Annotated in this window: 20 protein-coding genes; 10 read left to right on the top strand and 10 right to left on the bottom strand. The window is 69.7% G+C overall.

Going from position 1 to position 18,429, the window contains the following annotated elements; genetic code table 11:
* The first annotated feature begins 189 nt into the window (after positions 1 to 189).
* Positions 190 to 1,266, top strand: a complete 1,077-nt coding sequence (locus tag ACIOGX_RS26820; RefSeq protein WP_401916933.1) for a PP2C family protein-serine/threonine phosphatase — start codon at positions 190 to 192, stop codon at positions 1,264 to 1,266.
* 395 nt (positions 1,267 to 1,661) lie between these two features.
* Here the strand turns inward: ACIOGX_RS26820 and ACIOGX_RS26815 are convergent, their stop codons facing one another.
* Entirely contained in the window at positions 1,662 to 2,090 is a 429-nt protein-coding gene (locus tag ACIOGX_RS26815; RefSeq protein WP_387013112.1) for a hypothetical protein, read from the bottom strand.
* Positions 2,091 to 2,267: 177 nt separating this feature from the next.
* Positions 2,268 to 2,741, bottom strand: a complete 474-nt coding sequence (locus tag ACIOGX_RS26810; RefSeq protein ID WP_129766518.1) for a carboxymuconolactone decarboxylase family protein — start codon at positions 2,739 to 2,741, stop codon at positions 2,268 to 2,270.
* 321 nt (positions 2,742 to 3,062) lie between these two features.
* On the opposite strand from ACIOGX_RS26810, the gene ACIOGX_RS26805 reads away from it, so the two are divergent.
* Positions 3,063 to 3,248, top strand: a complete 186-nt coding sequence (locus ACIOGX_RS26805) for a CsbD family protein (RefSeq protein WP_356513578.1) — start codon at positions 3,063 to 3,065, stop codon at positions 3,246 to 3,248.
* A gap of 144 nt (positions 3,249 to 3,392) precedes the next feature.
* Here the strand turns inward: ACIOGX_RS26805 and ACIOGX_RS26800 are convergent, their stop codons facing one another.
* The gene (locus tag ACIOGX_RS26800) at positions 3,393 to 3,959 is read right to left on the bottom strand and encodes a snapalysin family zinc-dependent metalloprotease (protein ID WP_356513580.1); all 567 of its coding nucleotides are present in this window, start codon (positions 3,957 to 3,959) and stop codon (positions 3,393 to 3,395) included.
* A gap of 434 nt (positions 3,960 to 4,393) precedes the next feature.
* Between ACIOGX_RS26800 and ACIOGX_RS26795 the strand changes: the two genes are divergently transcribed.
* The gene (locus ACIOGX_RS26795) at positions 4,394 to 6,796 is read left to right on the top strand and encodes a right-handed parallel beta-helix repeat-containing protein (RefSeq protein WP_401916928.1); all 2,403 of its coding nucleotides are present in this window, start codon (positions 4,394 to 4,396) and stop codon (positions 6,794 to 6,796) included.
* A gap of 89 nt (positions 6,797 to 6,885) precedes the next feature.
* Positions 6,886 to 7,296 (top strand): VOC family protein, encoded by a 411-nt coding sequence (locus ACIOGX_RS26790; RefSeq protein ID WP_356513584.1) that lies wholly within the window; start codon positions 6,886 to 6,888, stop codon positions 7,294 to 7,296.
* Between the two features lie 67 nt (positions 7,297 to 7,363).
* Here ACIOGX_RS26790 and ACIOGX_RS26785 read toward each other — a convergent pair whose 3' ends face one another.
* The 3 genes from ACIOGX_RS26785 to ACIOGX_RS26775 form a co-directional block, all read right to left on the bottom strand.
* Positions 7,364 to 8,239, bottom strand: coding sequence for an LLM class flavin-dependent oxidoreductase (locus ACIOGX_RS26785; protein ID WP_401916925.1), 876 nt, complete (start codon positions 8,237 to 8,239; stop codon positions 7,364 to 7,366).
* Positions 8,240 to 8,341: 102 nt separating this feature from the next.
* Positions 8,342 to 9,361, bottom strand: a complete 1,020-nt coding sequence (locus ACIOGX_RS26780; protein WP_401916922.1) for an aldo/keto reductase — start codon at positions 9,359 to 9,361, stop codon at positions 8,342 to 8,344.
* A 401-nt stretch (positions 9,362 to 9,762) separates the two neighbouring features.
* Complete coding sequence (locus ACIOGX_RS26775) at positions 9,763 to 10,311, bottom strand: hypothetical protein (RefSeq protein WP_401916919.1); 549 nt, start codon at positions 10,309 to 10,311, stop codon at positions 9,763 to 9,765.
* 503 nt (positions 10,312 to 10,814) lie between these two features.
* Here ACIOGX_RS26775 and ACIOGX_RS26770 point away from each other — a divergent pair.
* The 3 genes from ACIOGX_RS26770 to ACIOGX_RS26760 all read left to right on the top strand — a co-directional run bounded on the left by ACIOGX_RS26770 (position 10,815) and on the right by ACIOGX_RS26760 (position 13,673).
* On the top strand, positions 10,815 to 11,879 hold the full coding sequence (locus ACIOGX_RS26770) for an LLM class flavin-dependent oxidoreductase (RefSeq protein WP_356513592.1): 1,065 nt from the start codon (positions 10,815 to 10,817) through the stop codon (positions 11,877 to 11,879).
* Positions 11,880 to 12,032: 153 nt separating this feature from the next.
* Entirely contained in the window at positions 12,033 to 12,995 is a 963-nt protein-coding gene (locus ACIOGX_RS26765; protein ID WP_401916916.1) for a quinone oxidoreductase family protein, read from the top strand.
* A 72-nt stretch (positions 12,996 to 13,067) separates the two neighbouring features.
* Positions 13,068 to 13,673: a TetR/AcrR family transcriptional regulator gene (locus ACIOGX_RS26760; protein WP_401916913.1), complete on the top strand. Its 606-nt coding sequence runs from the start codon at positions 13,068 to 13,070 to the stop codon at positions 13,671 to 13,673.
* A gap of 23 nt (positions 13,674 to 13,696) precedes the next feature.
* On the opposite strand, the gene ACIOGX_RS26755 is transcribed toward ACIOGX_RS26760, so the two are convergent.
* Entirely contained in the window at positions 13,697 to 14,176 is a 480-nt protein-coding gene (locus tag ACIOGX_RS26755) for an RrF2 family transcriptional regulator (protein WP_401916911.1), read from the bottom strand.
* Positions 14,177 to 14,392: 216 nt separating this feature from the next.
* On the opposite strand from ACIOGX_RS26755, the gene ACIOGX_RS26750 reads away from it, so the two are divergent.
* Together ACIOGX_RS26750 and ACIOGX_RS26745 are read left to right on the top strand one after the other, a co-directional pair.
* Positions 14,393 to 14,866 carry a nuclear transport factor 2 family protein gene (locus ACIOGX_RS26750; RefSeq protein ID WP_401916908.1) on the top strand — a complete coding sequence of 158 codons (474 nt, stop codon included), beginning with the start codon at positions 14,393 to 14,395 and terminating at the stop codon, positions 14,864 to 14,866.
* Between the two features lie 90 nt (positions 14,867 to 14,956).
* Complete coding sequence (locus ACIOGX_RS26745; RefSeq protein WP_401916905.1) at positions 14,957 to 15,217, top strand: winged helix-turn-helix transcriptional regulator; 261 nt, start codon at positions 14,957 to 14,959, stop codon at positions 15,215 to 15,217.
* Between the two features lie 70 nt (positions 15,218 to 15,287).
* Here the strand turns inward: ACIOGX_RS26745 and ACIOGX_RS26740 are convergent, their stop codons facing one another.
* Positions 15,288 to 16,013, bottom strand: a complete 726-nt coding sequence (locus ACIOGX_RS26740; RefSeq protein WP_401916902.1) for a restriction endonuclease — start codon at positions 16,011 to 16,013, stop codon at positions 15,288 to 15,290.
* A 366-nt stretch (positions 16,014 to 16,379) separates the two neighbouring features.
* Here ACIOGX_RS26740 and ACIOGX_RS26735 point away from each other — a divergent pair, with 366 nt between their 5' ends.
* The gene (locus tag ACIOGX_RS26735) at positions 16,380 to 16,757 is read left to right on the top strand and encodes a hypothetical protein (protein WP_401916899.1); all 378 of its coding nucleotides are present in this window, start codon (positions 16,380 to 16,382) and stop codon (positions 16,755 to 16,757) included.
* Positions 16,758 to 16,885: 128 nt separating this feature from the next.
* On the opposite strand, the gene ACIOGX_RS26730 is transcribed toward ACIOGX_RS26735, so the two are convergent.
* The gene (locus ACIOGX_RS26730) at positions 16,886 to 17,368 is read right to left on the bottom strand and encodes a PLP-dependent transferase (protein ID WP_401916896.1); all 483 of its coding nucleotides are present in this window, start codon (positions 17,366 to 17,368) and stop codon (positions 16,886 to 16,888) included.
* A 212-nt stretch (positions 17,369 to 17,580) separates the two neighbouring features.
* A complete protein-coding gene (locus tag ACIOGX_RS26725) occupies positions 17,581 to 18,363 on the bottom strand; it encodes a glutathione S-transferase family protein (RefSeq protein ID WP_401916893.1) in 783 nt (260 codons plus the stop codon).
* Positions 18,364 to 18,429: the final 66 nt, after the last annotated feature.

The raw sequence follows: 18,429 nt of genomic DNA, 5'->3' as shown, positions 1-18,429 counted from the left end.
GCATCCGGCGCCTCGATCGGAGCGGACCAGGGTGACGTATGTACCGGGTACCCACGACATGGGGGGTGGTGCCTGTTCGCACTGGGCGCGGGTGGCCGTTTGCCGGAGCGATGGTTTGGCCGTCTTCCCGTCCGGTTAAGGCTGGGAGCGCAAGGGCACCCGTCGTTGAGCCGCTCGGGGGAATGAGGGATGGACCGCCTCACCGCTCGATGGTCGTACGCGCGATGGGCCCCGCACACCATCATGGTCATCGCGGTCGTCGTCGATGTCACCACCCCGGCCGACTACACGGGCGTCCCGCTGATCTCAGCCGCGTGCGTACTGGCCGGCGCGATGATGAGCTTCCGTGGCGCCGCGTGGGCCGGGGTGTTCGCGCTCGGCATCACCGTGCTGCTGGAGTGGCGCACCGAGGTACTGCTGAGCCCCATGGGCTGGTCGGCGATCACCAACGTCGTGCTCGCCACACTCATCGGCCTCGACATGAACCGCATGTTCTATCGCCACAACAAGCGTCTGGCCAGCGTTCGCTCCATGGCCGAGACCATGCAGCGCGCGGTACTGCCGAACCCGCCCACACACATCGGCCCGCTACAGGTGGCCGCCCACTACGAGGCCGCCGATGCCGAAGCGAGGATCGGGGGCGACGCCTTCGCGATCCAGGACACCCCCTATGGCGTACGCATCCTGATCGGGGACGTACGCGGCAAGGGAACCGGGGCCGTGTCCACCACCTCCACGCTCATCGGCGCCTTCCGCGAAGCGGCCCACTATGTGCCCGACATCGGCGAGCTCGCCATCCGGCTGGAACAGTCCCTCGAACGAGAGAGCGCGGAGCACCAGGACGAGGAACGCCACGAGGAATTCGCCACGGCGCTGATCGCCCAGATCGACCACCAGGGGCAAACGCTGCTGGTGATCAACCGAGGACACCCCGAGCCCTACCTCATCCGCACCGGCAGCGTCACCGCCCTGACCGCCACCACACCCGACGTCCCCCTCGGAATAGGGGCCCTCACCAGACAGCGCTCCGGCCCCGACCTCTTCCCTCTCGCACCTCGTGACATCCTGCTGTTCGTCACCGACGGCGTCACAGAAGCCCGAGCCCCGGACGGCGCCTTCTACGCCCCGGAAACGGAGCTCCGCCTCCCTCGTACCCGGGACATCACCCCGGCCGCCCTGCTCGATGAACTTGCCGACGCCATCCACCACTGGACCGGCGGCCCCCGCGACGACGACATGGCCACACTCGCCCTCAAGATCCCCTGACGTGGCCGGACGCCCTCCGCGTCGGTCAGTCGCGGTATGGAATCGAGCCGTATCGCGGCTACGGGGACACGATGACCGCCGAGAGCGCCGACGGCCCGGCGGTCCACCATGACCGCGAGACCTCGGTCGTCGTCCTTGAACACGTCGTACACGGCCGGGCGGTCGCCACGGGACGGCCCTACCACAACCACTTCGTCTCCGTGATCACCCTCAGGGACCGCAAGATCACGCACTGGCGTGACCACCTCGATCCGCAGGCCGTCTTTGACGCGATCGGCGCGGCGCGGCAGTGCCGGTGCGCCGTGCCGAAACCGACACCGGCACCGGCTCCTAGCCCCCGCCGAGCCACGCCGCGCGCCCCCCGCACCAGCCGGACAGGTTCCAGCCGGACAGGTTCAGGCCGATTGACCGGCCGCGGCTGCGGCGGCCGGCGTCGACTGCCGGTTGAGCTTCTCCAGGACGCGGTCACGGAGAAGCTCGTACTCCTCGCGGAGTCTGCGCAACTCGGTCACCGGCGGGCGGGGAATGACGATGCCTCCGGTGACGATCTCCTCCGGCCCGAACTGCTCGCGGGTGAGGTCGATCTCGATGCCCATGCCGAGGCGGTTCCACCAGTGGTAGTCCACACGCTCCGCGTTGACGTGGACCTCTCCCCGGATCAGCTCGCCTCCCAGCAGATCATTGAGGACCAGGGCGGTCACCCCGCACTGGTCCCGGGCCGGGTTGTCGTTCTTCCAGCGCGACCGGAACTCAGGCGTGCATGTCTCGGCACTCCAACTGCTGCGGACGGCTTGTTCGATGTCGGTGAGAAGCAACGGTGTCATGCCGGTGATCCTGCCAGGAGGCACTGACAATGGCCGGTGGCGCCCGGCAGGCGGGGCGAACGCCCCTGGATCCCTGAGGACCGGTCGGCGCCCTCACGTCCACCGGGCGACGGCCTGGACCACGTGAAGAGCCGTTGGACCGGGACGGAACCGGCTGTCCCGGTCCACCGCTCCTCGTTATCCGAACTGGCCGGGCTGGTAGTCACCGGCGGGCTGCTGGACGATGACGTTCATGCGGTTGAACGTGTTGATGAGGGCGATCGCCAGCACCAGGGCGGCGAGCTGGTCCTCGTCGTAGTGCTTGGCGGCGTTCGCCCAGACCTCGTCCGTGACTCCACCGGCCGCGTCGGCGATGCGGGTACCCTGCTCGGTCAGCTCCAGGGCGGCGCGTTCGGCATCGGTGAACACCGTGGCCTCACGCCAGGCCGCGACCAGGTTGAGGCGCACCGAGGTCTCCCCGGCGTGCGCGGCGTCCTTGGTGTGCATGTCGGTGCAGAAGCCGCAGCCGTTGATCTGACTGGCGCGGAGCTTCACCAGCTCCTGCGTCGTGGCCGGCAGCGCCGCGTCCGAGAGCACCTTGCCCGCCGCGACGATGTGCTTGAGGGCCTTGGCCGCGATCGGGTTGCCGAAGAGATTCAAGCGGGCATCCATGAGGGACTCCTTGCCGTGTTTGGTGATGACAGCTCACTGACGGAGCGCCTCGGGGAGATGTGACACGACCGGGTGTGACGTGCGTCTCCCTTGCCGCACCGGGGCAAGGACCGCCTGCGACCAGGGTCGGAACCACACCCTCGGCCCGCTCACAGGGCCGCGGGAGCCACGGGCAGCAACGGGCGGCCACGGGCAGCCACGGGAATTCCGGGCCGCCGGCGCCCGAGGGCGCGTTTGCCGTGCGGGAAGCCGGCGAGGGGCGGGTTCGGTTCATCCGCATTAACTTGGTTTTGTCTGCATCCCCGCCCCAGAGGAGACGCCATGAACGACAGCGCGATGGACAAAGCCAAAGGCAAAGCCAAGGAGATGACCGGGAAGGCCACCGGTGACCGGCGCAAGGAAGCCGAGGGCAGGACCGACCAGGCCAAGGGCAAGGCGAAGGACGCCATGGAGGATGCCCGCGACCGCGCCAAGGGCGTGAAGGACTCGATGAGCGACGACGACTGAGCCCGCCCCTCTTCTTGCGGGCCCCGCCGAGCCCGGCGGGGCCCGCGCATGCCGCTCAGGGCCCCGCCGTACTGTGAACGCCCCGGAACGCGATCCGCGCTCCGGGGCGTACGGTCACTCCCGTCCGGGGTCCCGTGCCGGGTGTCAGTCCACGATCATGACGTTGAGCGGCACCGTTCCGGCCGTCCGCGAGAACGCACCGCCGAAGTTGCCCTCGACCTCCGCCTTCTCAGCGGTGTTCGGGTACGGGTTCGTGCAGGTGGTCCCCGCTGTGGAACCGGACATCAGGCTCGAACAGGGGCCGGGCTTGCGGTCCGGCAGGCCCAGGATGTGGCCCAGTTCGTGAGACGAGATGCGGATCGTGTTGTGGCCCTCGTTCACCGCCTGCCGTCCGATGTAGACGGTTCCGTTGCCGAGCGAGGTGGTGATGGCGCGAGGCCAGCCGTTGTCCGCCAGGACCCGTATGTTCGCGCGTTGCCCGGCCGTGACCGGCCGCAGTTCGACGGCGTCGACACTCTCGTTCCATATGGCCGCTCCCCGGTCGACCGCCGACCTGAATTCCGCGGAACCGCTGGCGTCGTAGGTGACGACACGCGCGGCCAGGGCTCTGTCGGCGTCCGCGGACGGAGCGGCCACGGCCTGGCCACCCACCAGGGAAAAGGTCAGGGCCACGGCGGCAGCGAACCCGCTGGTCAACTTACGGACGTGCATGGTCGGCCTCCTTAGAGGAGAGAGATAGTCGTGCACATGACATGACTTCAGCTCACTGCCCAGCGAGGACCGGCACCAATCCGTCAATCCGGCGACCATGTCGAAGGCCATGGCCATCTGGCCCAACCTGTAGGCCTCGGGCGGGAGTTGGTGGCCTCGGGCGGACAACGTCATGTGCGGACAGGGCCTAGCCAGGTGGCCTCCGGTTCGGCATTCTTCAGCCTGACCGGCCCACCACTGAGGGGCGCCGACCGATACCAGGTCCGGAGCCCCGACGAGTCCACACCGGCTGCGATGCTCTGCTTCTCGCAGCACGGCGCCCGGTACAGCGTCCGGCTCGGCGCCTCGGACGACTCCCGGGACAGTGGCGGGTTCGGCTGTATGTGGGCAGACATCAGCGGCAGTTACTGGCCCGACCGAGAGGCGTTGCTCCGATGGCGATCTACACCTACGGCGGCACCCCGTCCGATGTCCTCACCACCGCGACCGGAGGAGTGTTGCCCGACTGCCCCGTCACCGTCCGTGTCGCCGGCACCGGAGAGTTGATCACGGCCCTGTACGAGGCCGATGGCACCACCCCGATCGGCGCTCTGCGCTCCAACCCGGCGAGCCACCCCGCACCGGGGGCGGTCCGCACCTTCAAGATCGACGGCATCGCGGCGATCGAGTACGAGTACCTCGACGCGGCGGGGCGGCCGGTGCGCCGGCACCAGGCCGCGCGTGAGGCCGCGACAAGGGCTCTCGAACACGTCCAGGGCACATTCGACACGACAACCACCCCCGGCCCGCTCGCCGCGGCCCGGTTCGGTTCCTCCGGGCAGAGCCTGTTCGATGTGACGGCGTTCGGGGCGAAGGGCGACGGCATCGCCGACGACACCACACCCATCCAGGCCACGCTGGACGCCGCGTACAACGTCGGCGGCGGCAGCGTGTTGTTCCCGGGCGGCCGTACGTACAACGTCAGCACGTTCATGGTGGTCCGGGCGAACACCACGGTCTGGGCCTACGGGGCGTCCATCCGCTCCACCCACGCGACCACCGGCGTCCTGCGCAACTTCTACGGCACCGATGTCTTCGACGGATATGGCGGGCACTCCCACATCAAGATCCTGGGCGGCACCTGGGACTGCAACGCCTACTCCGCGAGCCTGGGCACAGGTATCGTCACCGCCACGACGAACACCATGTGCTTCATCCACTGCGCGGACATCACCGTGCGGGACTGCCGCCTCCTCGACTCGTCGAGCGCTCACGCGCTGGAATTCAACGCGGTCAAGGGCGCTGTGGTGGAGGCCTGCCGCTTCGAGGGCTTCATCGACAACAGCGGCGACGGCTCACGTCGGTCGTCCGAGGCCGTCCAGATCGACATCGCCAAGTCGGGCAGCAGCAGCATCGGCGCGTTCGACGGAACACCGGCGGTCGACATCCGTGTCTCCGGCTGCTGGTTCGGCCCGAGCGCACGTCTGGGCACCTTCGGCCGCGCGATCGGCTCGCACGCCCAGGTCGCTGCCAGGTATTTCGACGACATCGTCATCGAGAACTGCGTGATCGAGGGAGCGCTGGAGAGCGGAATCCGCGGCTGGAACTGGCGCCGCGCGAAGATCCGCGGCAACACCGTCCGCGACACCGCGGCGTCCGGTGTCCACGTGTCGGTCCCGGACCCGGCCGCCGGCACCGTCTACACCTCGTACGGCATCACCATCACCGACAACATCATCGAGGGCACGCGGACCGGATCCGGGATCCGGGTCCTCGGGTACGACACGGCCCCGATCACCGACGTGGTGATCAACAACAACACGATCAGGGGCGCGGCCGCCACCACCGCGAACGGCATCCAGCCGCAGTGCACGCCGGGCGCGGTCGTGTCCGGCAACACCGTGGACGGTGTGCGGTCGACGGGCATCTTCCCGCAGTACTCGGACGGCGTGAACCTGACCGGCAACACGCTCACGAACACCTTCTCGAACGCGGTCAACGTCGCCGGGTGCACGGCCGCTTCCGTCACGGACAACGTGGTCGACACCACCGGCTCCAACCACGGCATCGTCATCGGCGGCGGCACCGACGGCCGCGCCGGGGCCGGGGCCCTCGTCGCCGGAAACAGGATCCGCGCGGCCGCCGTCGCCGGAATCCGGTTATCGCAGTCCGGCTGCCACATCACCGGCAACAAGGTGATGAAGGGCTCCGGCACGACCGTCAACGGGGTCTCGCTCACCTCGGCCGCGACCGGGTGCGTGATCACCGGCAACGACCTTTCCGGCAACGGCTGGACCGTCGCCGCGGCGCTCCTCACCTCGACGGCGGCCCCGGTCGTGACCGCCAACGGCGGAACCGTCCTGCCGGGATCGAACCTCGTCCACGCCATCGTGTCCAACGGGACGCTCGCCACCGTCGCCGACACGACCACCGAGACCGCCATCGCCACCGTCACCATCCCCGGCAACGATCCTCAGCCCGGCTCCGCCTACCGGGTCCGGGTGTACGGCACGGCGAGCACCACGGCGACGCCGACGCTCGGCTTCGGCCTGAAGATCGGCGGCACGGTGGTCGCCGCACCGGCGACCGTGACGGCCCGATCCGGGGTGTCCGGGAAGGGATGGATGATCGAGGCCGTCCTGCACTGCGTCGGCAACGGCGTCTCCGGCACCTGGGCCGGCGGACTGACGCTCATGCAGCAATACGGCACCACCTCCGTCGTGACGTCCCTGTCCGACGGCGCCATCACGAACGACACCACAACGGACATGGTCGTCGCCGTCACCGCGAAATGGTCTTCGGCCGGCGCGAGCAACACCGCGACGGCGACGGCAGCGGTCATCGAGCGGATCGGCTGACCCCACCGTCCTCCGACGGCCCAACGGGGTGGCCGGACCGGTCAGGAATCGAGAAGCGCGCGTCACGAGCCGCGCCTAGCATGATCGTCATGGACATCACCATTCACACGAGCTTTCTCCCGCATGTCGACCCGGACGCGTCCGTGGCCTTCTACCGCGACGTCCTCGGCTTCGAGGTCCGCACCGATGTCGGACAGGGCACGATGCGCTGGATCACGGTCGGCCCCGTCGGCCAGCCCAGCACGTCCATCCTTCTGGCACCGCCGACCGCCGACCCCGGGATCACCGACGACGAGCGACGCGTCATCACCGAGATGATGGCCAAGGGCACCTACGGCTGGATCCTGCTGGCGACCCGGGACCTCGACGGTGTCTTCGAGCAGGTACAGGCCGGCGACGCCGAGGTCGTCCAGGAGCCGACCGAGCAGCCGTACGGCATCCGCGACTGCGCCTTCCGTGATCCCGCGGGCAACATGGTCCGCATCCAGGAGCTTCGCTGAGCCGTGCGGCGGTGCCGCGTCGTGGCGGCCTCGGCGTCACCGAGGTCCGCCTCGCGGCCGGACCGTCTCAGTCCGACCTGATGATGAGCTCGTCGGTGACCCACCGTGCGACATCGGCGGGGTAGGGCGCCGGCAGTCCGAGGACGATATGCCGGAAGCCGGCGTCGACCGCCTCACCGATCGCGTCGCGCGTGACGGCGGGCCGGTCGTAGGAGACGGGCAAATGGATCGAGCGGGTGATCGAGGCGGGGTCGCGGCCGATCTCGGCGCAGTAGCGGTCCAGCAGTGCGCCGCGGCTGACGACGTCGTCGATGTCGCCGCCCGGGATGTTCCACAGGTCCGCGTGCTCGGCGACCACGCGCAGCGTCGGGGACGAGCGTCCGCCGATGAGGATCGGCGGATGGGGGCGCTGGACGGGCTTGGGGTTGCCGAACGCTCCCGTGAGGTGGTGGTACGTGCCGTGGAAGTCGAACGGTTTCTCCTCGGTCCACAACCGCCGGATCACCGTGCAGGCCTCGGCGAGACTCCCCACCGCGTGCGCGGAGTCGTGGTACGGCAGGCCGTGTGCTTCGTACTCACGGCGGGCCAGGGGATGGCCTGGGCGTGATCCGACGCCGATGCCGAAGTCGAGCCGCCCGCCGGAGACGATGTCGACGGTCGTGGCGATCTTGGCCAGCATCGCGGGTGGCCGGAACCGGTTGCTGGTCACCAGTACGCCGAGCCGCAGTCGTCGGGTGTGGGCGGCGAGGGCCGAGAGCAGCGTCCAGCCCTCGTAGGCCGGTCCGTCCGGGTCACCGCCGATCGGCATGAGGTGATCGAACAACCACGCGTGCTCGATCTCCGGGATCGTGTCCGCCTCGCGCCAGACCCGCAGGACGTCGTGGTAGTCGACCTGCGAGGGGGCGGTCATGATCCCGAAACGAGGCCGGGGTAGGTGCGACATGGAGCTGTTGGTCCTTTCGGCACCGGCAGCGCCGGATGGGGCGCGCTGCCGAGGTTCCAGCGGGAGACTCGTCCGGTACGGTGCGGGACGTGCTCCGCACCGTCAGCGTCGCCGCAGCGACGGGTCGAGCAGCGACGGCGGAGTGTCGTGCTTCTCGTGCGCGGCCAGGTCGACACCGGGGGCCACGATCGCGTCGATCGCGTCGAGTACGTCGGCGGAGAGCACCGTGTCCGCGGCGGCGAGTTGCGAGTGCAGGTGCTCCAGCGTGCGGGGGCCGATGATCGCGCTGGTCACGGCCGGGTGCGCGGTCACGAATCCCAGCGCGAGCTGGATCAGGGTCAGGCCCGCCTCGTCGGCGACTCCGGCCAGCTGCTCGACGGCGTCGAGCCTGGCCCGGTTGGAGGGGATGGTCGTGTCGAAGCGCTGCGGCATCAACGTGGAGCGACTGGTGGTGATGTCCCGGCCCGCGCGGATCGCGCCCGACAGCCAGCCCGAGGCCAGCGGGCTCCACGCCAGCACACCGAGCCCGTACTCCTCGGTCACGGGCAGTACGTGGGTCTCGATCCCGCGCTGGAGGATCGAGTAGCTGGGCTGTTCGGTGACATAACGGCCGAGCTGGTTGTCCCGGGCGGCCCACTGGGCTTGCACGAGCCGGTACGCGGGGAACGTCGAGGAGCCGAAGTACCGGATCTTTCCGGCACGTTGGAGGTCGGTCAGAGCCGACAGCGTCTCCTCGTCGCTGGTGCGCGGGTCCCACCGGTGGATCTGGTAGAGATCGACGTGGTCGACACCGAGACGGCGCAGGCTGTTGTCCAGCTCGGTGACCAGCCAGCGGCGCGAACTGCCCTGATGGTTGCGCTCGCCGCCCATCGGCATGCCCGCCTTCGTGGCCAGCACGATGTCGTCGCGGCGGCCGGCGATGGCCTTGCCGACCATCTCCTCCGACTCACCGTCGCTGTACATGTCGGCGGTGTCGATGAGGTTGATCCCGCCCTCGAGAGCGGCATCGACGACGGCGGTGGCCTCGTCCTGGGTGGTGCGCCCGATCGTGCCGAAGTTCATCGCGCCGAGTGCGAGGGTGCTGACCTGCACGCCGGTGCGGCCCAAAGTGCGGTACTGCATGACCGTGTTCCTCCATTGCGGGTGAGGCGTGGTGGCCTCAGGTGGTGACACACGCGTGGTGACAACGCGTGGTGTGGTCGTCCGGCCCGTACTCCGGCATCATGAGTAAACGGAACCTTGTTCCGGTACGGACGATACGGAACGCTGTTCCGTTTGGCAAGCGTGACAGCGGAGGGGTGCGCGGTGAACGGGGCGCTCGCCCGCCGGCATCACCGCCTCGCTCGGCGAAGCGTGCGGGCAGGGCGGAGCACGGTCATCGCCATCGGGAGTGTGTCGGCGTCATGCGGCCCGTCAGCCGTGACGGGCTGCACGTCGGCGCCCGGTCTCGGTGACCCCGGCCGCTTCGAGGGCCTTGGTCCACCGTGCGCGGACGTGGATGAGAGCGTCCTGCGGTGAGGGCGTCAGTTGCCAGTCGGCAGCAGCATCTTGATCGCCGCGACGGCGGCACGCGGTTCGTCGGCGTGACAGCGGATGGTGTGCACCTCCGTGCGCCGTCCCAACAGGCTTACGGCGGTGACCGGGTGGGCCAGTTCGATGGTGACCGAGGTCTGCGATGCGACGGCCACGGTCAGCACCCCGTCCTCCGACTTGTTCGCGTCGGGGAACCGGAGATCATGGCGTGCGGACACGATCAGATCGAGAGGTAGGTGAAGGTCGAGCCGTGCTCCGCGTCGTATCCGCAGCCCGCCCGGCCCCACGGTGTGCGGGCGTGTGACGGCGGCGGCGTGCAGCCCCAGTGCGAGCAGCACCGTGTAGAGGTCGACCAGCAGCATGACCAGGTGGACGGCCGGATAGGGGGCGAGCATGATCGACACCCCGATCGTCTCGATCACCAGCACGAGCACCAGCCCGTACATCGTGGGTGCTTGAGCGCGCGCATACCCAAGAGCGGTATCCGCGACCCCCACCCCGTTCGTACGCCGAACCGCCCAGAGTCCGAGGCTCGCCATCCAACGCACCTCGTGTGCCGCCAGCCGTCGCGTGCGTGCGATGAGTTCCCCGGTCCCCATACGTCCCAGTGAATCAGAGGAACACCCCGAATTCTCCCGATAAGCCGAAGAGGAGCCAAGGGCAGGACCGGGCCGGGCCTCGCGACCGAGCATCGCCGTGTCCGGCGCACACGCCCCGGCGTAGGGTGCGCATTGACATTCTGATCGATCACGCAGAGACTCCATCGCATGGATGAGGTCCTGCTGCTCACGCGCGAGCTGTGTGTCGACCTCCTTCGTGTGTCCAGCGCACGCTGTTGACCTTCCAGCCCCTCCCCGTATGGCGTCCGCGACGACGGACGGGACGTCGCTCGTCCTGAGGGGCGAGCGTTCGCGCGGCTGCGTGGCGACGTCCTGACCGGTGCCGGACTCGGCGATGTGCCTCGCCGCCCCGACCGCGCGCAGGTGCGGTCCGCCCAACTCGCCGCCACCGCCGCGGTGTCTGCCGAGCAGAGATCGGAATCATGATGAGTCTGGAATTTCTCTGGTACATCCCCAACACCATCGAACCGGGCCACCGCGGCGACGACACGACGACCGGCTGGGGCTCCATCGAGTACTCCACCGAGCTCGCCCGCACGGCGGAGGCGCACGGCTGGGGCGGTGCGCTCCTGGGTACCGGCTGGGGGCGCCCGGACACCTTCACCGTGGCCACCGCGCTGGCCGCCCGGACCAGCACCTTCAAGCCCTTGATCGCGATCCGCCCCGGCTACTGGCAGCCTGCCCACTTCGCCGCCGCGGCGGCGACACTCGACCAGCTCAGCCGCGGCCGGGTCCTGGTCAACATCGTCAGCGGACTCGACCATCTGGCCGCCTACGGCGACACACGCAGCGACCCCGCGCAGCGGTACGCCCGTACCCAGGAGTTTCTGCACCTCGTACGGCGCCTGTGGACCGAGGAGGACGTGACGTTCGACGGCGAGCACTTCCAGGTCGGCGGATCCACGGTCGCGCCACGCCCGTACGCCACCGACACGAGGACGCATCCGACGCTCTACTTCGGCGGCGCCTCCGAGGCCGCGGAACGGGTGTCGGCGGCGGAGGCGGACGTCCAGCTCTTCTGGGGCGAACCGCTCGACGGCCTCGCCGAACGCATCGACCGGCTCAAGGAGTTGAGCGAGCGGGTGGGACGCCGGCACAAGCCCCTCCAGTTCGGACTGCGGATCACCACGCTGGTACGCGACACCACGGAGGAGGCATGGCGGGCGGCCGAGGAGAAGGTCGCGAAGATGGCGGAGGACTCGGGGGAGTCCACCTGGACGGGGAACCGTATGACCGCCGCCGGGCAGCAGCGGCTCTTCGACCTCGCGGCGCGGGGCGAGGTCCTCGACACCTGCCTGTACACCACCCCCGGCAAGGTCGGCGGCGGGGGAGCGGCGACCACCTGGCTGGTCGGCTCCGCCGCCGACGTGGCCACGGCGCTGGACAACTACCGCGCGCTGGGCATCACGCACTTCGTCCTCTCCGACACCCCGTACAAGGAGGAGACCATCCGCATCGGAGACCAACTGCTGCCCAGGCTGCGCTGACCACCGTGAGCGGCGGCGCGGCGCCGGTCGCCCGAGGCTCCGAGGCTCTGTGTTTCTGGACTTGCTGGTCCATTTTTGTCGGCCTAACGTTCAGAACATCGAATCCGCGCGCAACCTGATCGCGGCGGAGCGCGAGGCGACAGGAGAGTTCCCATGCATGCGATATTCGTACGCGAGTACGGCGGCCCGGAGGTCATGGCCTGGACCGAGTTCCCGGACCCTGAGCCCGGTCCCGGGCAGGCACTCGTCCGGCTGGGCGCCGCCGGGGTGAACTTCATGGACGTCGGCGCGCGGACCGGGCCGCTTCCCGCCTGGTCGCTTCCCGCCGTCCTGGGCGTCGAGGGCATGGGCCGGGTCACGGCGGTGGGTGACGGAGTGCACGACCTGACCGTGGGCGACCGCGTGGCCTGGTACTACCACAAGGGCAGCTACGCCGAGCACCTCGCGATCCCGGCGGCCTCCCTGGTGAAGGTCCCGGACGACGTGGACGACGAGACGGCCGCGGCGGTGATGATGCAGGGGCTGACCGCGAGTCACCTCATCACGGACATCTACGCCGTCAAGCCCGGCGATACGGCCGTCGTGCACGCGGCCGCGGGCGGTGTCGGCCTGATGCTCACCCAGATGATCAAGGCGCGCGGCGGCGCGGTGATCGGCCTGGTCTCCCGGGAAGAGAAGGTCGCCGTCGCGAAAGAGGCCGGGGCCGACCACGTCCTGGTCTCCAGTGGGGGCGGCTTCGAGCGGCAGGTCAGGGAACTGACCGACGGCGAGGGCGCGCACGTCGTGTACGACGGCGGGGGGCCTGCGACGCTGCGCTCGTCCCACCTGGCGCTGCGCACGCACGGCGTCCACGCGTACTACGGCGTCCTGATGGGCGACATGCTGCTCAATCCGAGGGACATGCCCCACAGCATCCTGATGTCCTATCCGGTGGTCGGCGACCACGTGCGCACCCGTGGCGCGCTCGTCAGGCACTCCGGCGAGATCTTCGATCTGATCCGGGCCGACCGGGTCACCGCGCGCATCGGAGCGCGCTACCCGCTGGCGGACGCGGCCAGAGCGCACGCCGACATCGAATCGCGCGGCACGACCGGAAAGCTTCTGCTCATACCGTGACGGATGCCGGGTTCCGGGCAGGCCGGCCCTCCACTACAGTGGACTGACTGGTCCAGTATGCGAGGTGGGTCGATGGGCGCCGTGCTGACGCCGAAGGGGCGGGCCACCCGGGCGCGCATCATCGAGGGCGCCGCCCAGGTGCTGCGCGAGCGCGGTGTGGCGCTCGCGACGCTGGATGACGTACGGGCGCGGACGGGCACGAGCAAAAGCCAGTTGTTCCACTATTTCCCCGACGGCAAAGACCAATTGCTGCTGGCGGTGGCGCGGTACGAGGCGGACCGGGTCCTGGACGACCAGCAGCCCTATCTGGGCCGGCTGGACTCCTGGGAGACCTGGTACCGATGGCGGGACGCGGTCGTCGAGCGCTACGAGGCCCAAGGCGACCAGTGCCCACTGGGGTCGCTGTTCCTTCAGGTCGGCCGCTCGAATCCCGGCGCCAGGGCGATCGTGGTCGAATTGATGCGCCAGTGGCAGCAGTACCTCGCCGAGGGGATCCGCGCGTTGCGGGACCGGGGTCTGGTCGGAGCCGACCTCGATGTGGAGCAGGCCGCGGCCGCGCTGCTGGCGGGTATTCAGGGCGGCGTGTCCATCATGCTGTCCACGGGCCGGTCCACACATCTACGGGCCGCGCTCGATGTCGGGATCACGCGTCTGCGGTCCGGCCCGACCGGCGGCTGACGGCAACCGGCGGGGCGGGCAGGCTAAGGGCGCGGCGTGGAGAGCGGCCGTTCCGGAGCGGGAGTGCCGCCAGCTCGGTCGATGGCGCGCAACTCGTCGAGGCTGTCGGCGAGGGTGCGCCCCGCCAGTGCGCCGAGGACAGCCGCCTCGGTCTCGTCGGTGAGCCTGGCGAAGTACTCGGCGGAGTGGTGGGTGACCAGGCACTCCCGGGGCCCCTCGGGCCGGGGGGCCCACAGCGGCTTGTCGCCGACGGATGAGCGGTAGATCTCGCCCAGGGTGATCCGGTCCGCGGGCCGGCCGAGGCGGACGCCCCCGCTGCGGCCTCTGATGGACGCGACGAGAGCGTCCTGCACCAGTGGCACCATCAGTTTGCGTACCAGGCTCGGGTTCGTGTCCAGACTCCTGGCGAGCTGGGTCGAGCTGAGGACGGGACTGCCCTCTTCCTCGGCGTGGCCCAGCAGAAGCATGGCCTTCAGCGCGCTGGAGAACCTTACGTCCAGCATGCTCGTACCTCTCTCTTCCGCCGCTCGGCCGGGTGGATCCCGACGCCTCCATATTAGCAACTTTCACAGTTGCATTTCCGTCGAAGAATATGTACTTTTCACGCGTACGGATTGCGCTCACTTGAGGTGCCCGCCTGCGGAGGACATTGACCGGTCGTCCACCTGCCGCACGAACCCGGACAACGACAGGCACCACTGAGAGAACCGGAGAACGCCATGAGCACGGAAAACGAGATCAGAGAGATCGTCTCCCGGTACACCCGGGCCGCGGACTGGCGCGACGGCGAGACACTGTCGAAGCTCTTCGAGGCCGACGCCGCCGTCGAGATCCACTACCGCGGGCCCGACGGGACGGAGTTGCTGGGAACCCTCTCCGGAGGGGCGCAGATCGCGACGGCCATGTCCACGGCGATGGCGCCGCACGCGCCCCTGGGCTGGAGCCACCACACCACCTACGACCATCTGGTCTCCGTGGATGGCGACGAGGCGAGCATCGACACCCAGTTCATCACCTTCGACGTCACCGCGACCAGCGAGCCCGAGGGCGGGTGGCCCGCCGGCACCTTCGGCGCCCAAGGCGCCATCAAGCCCATCGAGTCCGGCTACTACCGCTTCGCCTTCCGCCGAACCGACGGCGTCTGGCACATCCGTCACCTGGACGTCCTGCACGACCTCCCCTACGTCTTCTGATCACCCGTGTCCCGCGGTGGCTTGCTCTCGACGATCAGCAACCGGTGGGTCAGCCTGACGATGTGCACCCTCGGGTCATACGGCGACGCGATGCGGTACAGCCACATCAGCCGCGAAATCCCAGGCGTCAGCCAGAAGATGCTCACCCAGACCCTGCGCATGCTCGAACGCGACGGCATAGTGAAGCGGACGGCCACACCGACGGTGCCGGTACGCGTCGACTACGAGTTGACCCCGCTCGGGCAAGGGCTCTACGGCCTGCTGTCCCAGGTGCGGGACTGGGCCGTGGACAAGACCGACGAGGTCGACGAGGCCCGCGCACGCTACGACACCCGGCAGGCCGGCGCGTAACCTGCCACACCTCGGTGAGCGGCTTCCGGCCCGGCCGGGAGCCACCGGAGTACCGGGCCGCCGGTTCCGGTCAGGACAGGGCGGAGGGCTTACGGGGCGGTGGCAGCCGGTTGAGGATCTCCCACAGGGGCCGGGACCCTGCGGCCCATTCGCCCAGCAGATGCCGGTCGACGAGGTGGAGGCGCTGGGACTTCGCGTACGGAGGGCACTTCGAGCTGAAGCGGCCGTTCGTGACGAGGACGATGACATCGCCGCCGTGGAGCTGGCGGCCCGTTCCGTTGAGGACGTGGAGGTCGGGGGTGCCGATCGCGGACCCGGACCAGCCGGCCCGGCGGTGTTTGCACTGGATGACCCAGCGGCGCCCGAGCGGATCGGTGGCCTTCACGTCCGCTCCGTTGTCCCCACGGCCGCCCACCTGGACCGCGTCGCGGCAGCCGTCCCGCTTCATCAGATCCCGCACCGCGTACTCGAACTCCCGGTGGCCCAGGGCGTCCAGCTGTGCGAGCTGGTAGCGAAGCCCCCGCTCCTTCACCCGCGCCCACCGCGCGTGCTGTCCACGCCAGTGCGCCCAGGCCACCGCGGCTCCGGCCGCCGGCACACCCAGGACCACCAGCACCCACCCATGCGCCGCCAGCCACTGCACCACCGCCACCGCGACCGACACCCCTGCCACCGCGATGAGCAGCAGTCCCACGCCTTCGATCCGCGCGGACTGCTTCCCGCGCGTCCGACGCCCGGCCGCCCTGCCGCGCCGCGCCGCGGGACGACGCCGGGCCGGCGGCCTGCGCCGGGTCACCGTCCCGCCCCGGAACCACCCATGACGTCCGCGCCTCGGGTCGGCCCGTCACGTAAGCACGCCGGCCTCGGCAACATGACCGCCCGCAGTACCCGGTCCGCGAACTGTCGGCCCCCTGAGACCTGGTGGCCACTGCGCTTCACACGGACGTCAGTCCACATAACTCTCCCCTTGAACGGACCGGCGCTCCCCGCGCCGGCGAACATCCAAGCACTCAGCACTGACAATCCGCGACCGAACGATCGCATAGTGCTACGCGAGTGGTGGGTGGGACTGTGGAGGCGCTCCGTCGCGACCTTCCCGAGGGGGACGAGCCGGGGCTGCGAGACTGTGCGGAATGGCGAAGAACCTGCGATCGGGGAAGAGATGCTGGACGGAGAAGAGCACTGGAACGCGGTGCTGGCCGACATACTGGTGAGCCGGAAGGTCGGTGTGGTCCATGTGAAGCTGGTGGGTGATCTCCTCTCGGTCACCGCCCAGTTGGACATGGCCGACACACGGCGTCGCGGATCGGCCTTCCCGCTGGACAGCATCATCGAGTACGACGAGAGGGTCACTCCGTTGGAGGAGGCGTACCGTGCCGCCTGGCGGGCGGTCGACGCCGCACCTGACAGGGAGCGGCGCTGGCCCGAGCTTGCCCGGCTCAGGGCCGCCTTGGCGGATGCCGTGGAGGGCATCGCGGAGCTGGCCCGGGACTGGGGAGTCCAGGTAGAGCTTCATCGCTTCGGCCCACCCGAGCGGTAGGCTCCCGCGTCCGGAGCACCCCGTGCCACACCGTCCACGTCCCCGACGACGGCGGGCAACGGCACGCATCCGTCGCGGACGCTCGCCAGGCGTACAACGGCGTCGCCGCCGCAGCGCGAACGGCCGGCTCAGGTGGTCGCGGCTTCGTCGAGCAGCGCGTCGGCCGCGGCGAGCGCGTCGGCGACCAAGTCGGCCGTGTCCTCCGTGCCCGCCGCCGACCGGACCAGGCCCGGCGGAACCGATACCGCGATCTGTTCCTCGCTGAGCATCCCGCGCCACATGGACGCCGGATGCACGGCCAGCGATTCCACGCCGCCGAGGCCGGCCGACCGGCGGGGGTACCGCAGCCGGCCGAGGAAGGCGTCGGCCCGCTCGAAACCACCGGCGAACTCGATGCCGAGCACCCCGCCGAAACCGCTCATCTGGTCGGCGGCCAGCGTGTGCTGCGGGTGGGCCGCCAGACCGGGATAGTGCACCGTCGCCACCGCCGGATGCCCGTTCAGCGCCTCCGCGAGCGCCAGGCCGTTGGCGTTGTGGCGCGGCATCCGGAGCGGCAGGGTACGCATGCCGCGCAGTAGCAGCCACGCGTCGACCGGGCCGAGTGTGGCCACGGTGACCAGCTACGTCAGCATGAAGGCGCTCTCCGCCGACACCGCATGACGGTCCATGTCCCGAGCCGGTGGTCCGGACCCGTACCGCTCCAGGATCAGCCGTTCGCACCGGGCTGCCGCGCGCTCGCGCCCCCGTCAGTGGCGAGTTCGGTCACCACCCGCTCCGTCCTCCGTGACGGTCCGCGAGTCGACCACCACGGTCCCGCCGGGGCTCACGCCGCGTCGGGTACCGCCTCGATCCTGCCCCGGAAGGCCGGGTGGTCGCCCAGGCGGCGTACGTAGTCCCGGAGCCGGGGGTACGAGCTGAGGGTGCCGGCCGGGCCGAGATGGACGAGCGCCACCCACAGGTCCACGTCCGCAGCCGTCAGATCTCCGCCCAACACATACGGCCGCGAGGTGAGTTGACGGTCCAGCAGGCTCAGCGCCGCCGATCGTCCCGAGGGCTGGGCAGCCGGGGTGATGTTCCGGTCCAGCAGGTCGCGGAGGGCGTCGATGTCCGGAGCGAGGGCCGGCGGGCCGAGGGGGGAGGGGCGGGCTTCGTCGTGGCCGGAGAACAGGCTCGCGAGGTCGCGGAGGATACCGTCGGTGTCGTTGCTGACGATGCGTCCGCTCCAGCGGTCGCGCAGCGCGGGCGCGGTCAGCGGCCCGTCGTAGTGATGCACCGTGGCCTCGTACGCGCCGCGCAGTGAGGCGAAGGCGTCGGGCGTCTCGGTGGGATGCGTCAGGAGCATGGTGCCGACCGTGTCCTTCAGGCCGAGCAGGTCGAGGGTGATCGAGATGCGCAGTGAGCGGGGACAACACGCCGACAGGTAGAGATCGTAGCGGTGCGGCGCCGGGTAGAAGCCACCGGCAAGACCGACACCGATCCGGCTGGGGAAGCGGTGCGGGCGGGGCGACGCGGTGGCTCCCCTGGGGCGAGGCCTCGACGCGGACGGACTCTGGTGACAGCCACCGGAGGTGGCCGTGCTGGAACTACGCAAAGCTGTCTCGGGCATGACTCTCCCTTGGGGGAACGAGGAAGCCACCGCCGCCTTGTGGGCACCAGCGGCCGGATGCGGAGC

This window comes from Streptomyces sp. NPDC088147 (assembly GCF_044741565.1).
Classification (GTDB): domain Bacteria; phylum Actinomycetota; class Actinomycetes; order Streptomycetales; family Streptomycetaceae; genus Streptomyces.
This window is presented reverse-complemented; position numbering and strand designations above follow the sequence as displayed.

What these genes read in the sequence shown, in the direction of transcription:
- ACIOGX_RS26820 (WP_401916933.1), top strand. Translation starts at nt 190, where the DNA reads ATGGACCGCCTCACCGCTCGATGGTCGTACGCGCGATGGGCCCCGCAC.
- ACIOGX_RS26815 (WP_387013112.1), bottom strand. Translation starts at nt 2,090, where the DNA reads ATGACACCGTTGCTTCTCACCGACATCGAACAAGCCGTCCGCAGCAGT.
- ACIOGX_RS26810 (WP_129766518.1), bottom strand. Translation starts at nt 2,741, where the DNA reads ATGGATGCCCGCTTGAATCTCTTCGGCAACCCGATCGCGGCCAAGGCC.
- ACIOGX_RS26805 (WP_356513578.1), top strand. Translation starts at nt 3,063, where the DNA reads ATGAACGACAGCGCGATGGACAAAGCCAAAGGCAAAGCCAAGGAGATG.
- ACIOGX_RS26800 (WP_356513580.1), bottom strand. Translation starts at nt 3,959, where the DNA reads ATGCACGTCCGTAAGTTGACCAGCGGGTTCGCTGCCGCCGTGGCCCTG.
- ACIOGX_RS26795 (WP_401916928.1), top strand. Translation starts at nt 4,394, where the DNA reads ATGGCGATCTACACCTACGGCGGCACCCCGTCCGATGTCCTCACCACC.
- ACIOGX_RS26790 (WP_356513584.1), top strand. Translation starts at nt 6,886, where the DNA reads ATGGACATCACCATTCACACGAGCTTTCTCCCGCATGTCGACCCGGAC.
- ACIOGX_RS26785 (WP_401916925.1), bottom strand. Translation starts at nt 8,239, where the DNA reads ATGTCGCACCTACCCCGGCCTCGTTTCGGGATCATGACCGCCCCCTCG.
- ACIOGX_RS26780 (WP_401916922.1), bottom strand. Translation starts at nt 9,361, where the DNA reads ATGCAGTACCGCACTTTGGGCCGCACCGGCGTGCAGGTCAGCACCCTC.
- ACIOGX_RS26775 (WP_401916919.1), bottom strand. Translation starts at nt 10,311, where the DNA reads ATGGCGAGCCTCGGACTCTGGGCGGTTCGGCGTACGAACGGGGTGGGG.
- ACIOGX_RS26770 (WP_356513592.1), top strand. Translation starts at nt 10,815, where the DNA reads ATGATGAGTCTGGAATTTCTCTGGTACATCCCCAACACCATCGAACCG.
- ACIOGX_RS26765 (WP_401916916.1), top strand. Translation starts at nt 12,033, where the DNA reads ATGCATGCGATATTCGTACGCGAGTACGGCGGCCCGGAGGTCATGGCC.
- ACIOGX_RS26760 (WP_401916913.1), top strand. Translation starts at nt 13,068, where the DNA reads ATGGGCGCCGTGCTGACGCCGAAGGGGCGGGCCACCCGGGCGCGCATC.
- ACIOGX_RS26755 (WP_401916911.1), bottom strand. Translation starts at nt 14,176, where the DNA reads ATGCTGGACGTAAGGTTCTCCAGCGCGCTGAAGGCCATGCTTCTGCTG.
- ACIOGX_RS26750 (WP_401916908.1), top strand. Translation starts at nt 14,393, where the DNA reads ATGAGCACGGAAAACGAGATCAGAGAGATCGTCTCCCGGTACACCCGG.
- ACIOGX_RS26745 (WP_401916905.1), top strand. Translation starts at nt 14,957, where the DNA reads ATGCGGTACAGCCACATCAGCCGCGAAATCCCAGGCGTCAGCCAGAAG.
- ACIOGX_RS26735 (WP_401916899.1), top strand. Translation starts at nt 16,380, where the DNA reads ATGCTGGACGGAGAAGAGCACTGGAACGCGGTGCTGGCCGACATACTG.
- ACIOGX_RS26725 (WP_401916893.1), bottom strand. Translation starts at nt 18,363, where the DNA reads ATGCCCGAGACAGCTTTGCGTAGTTCCAGCACGGCCACCTCCGGTGGC.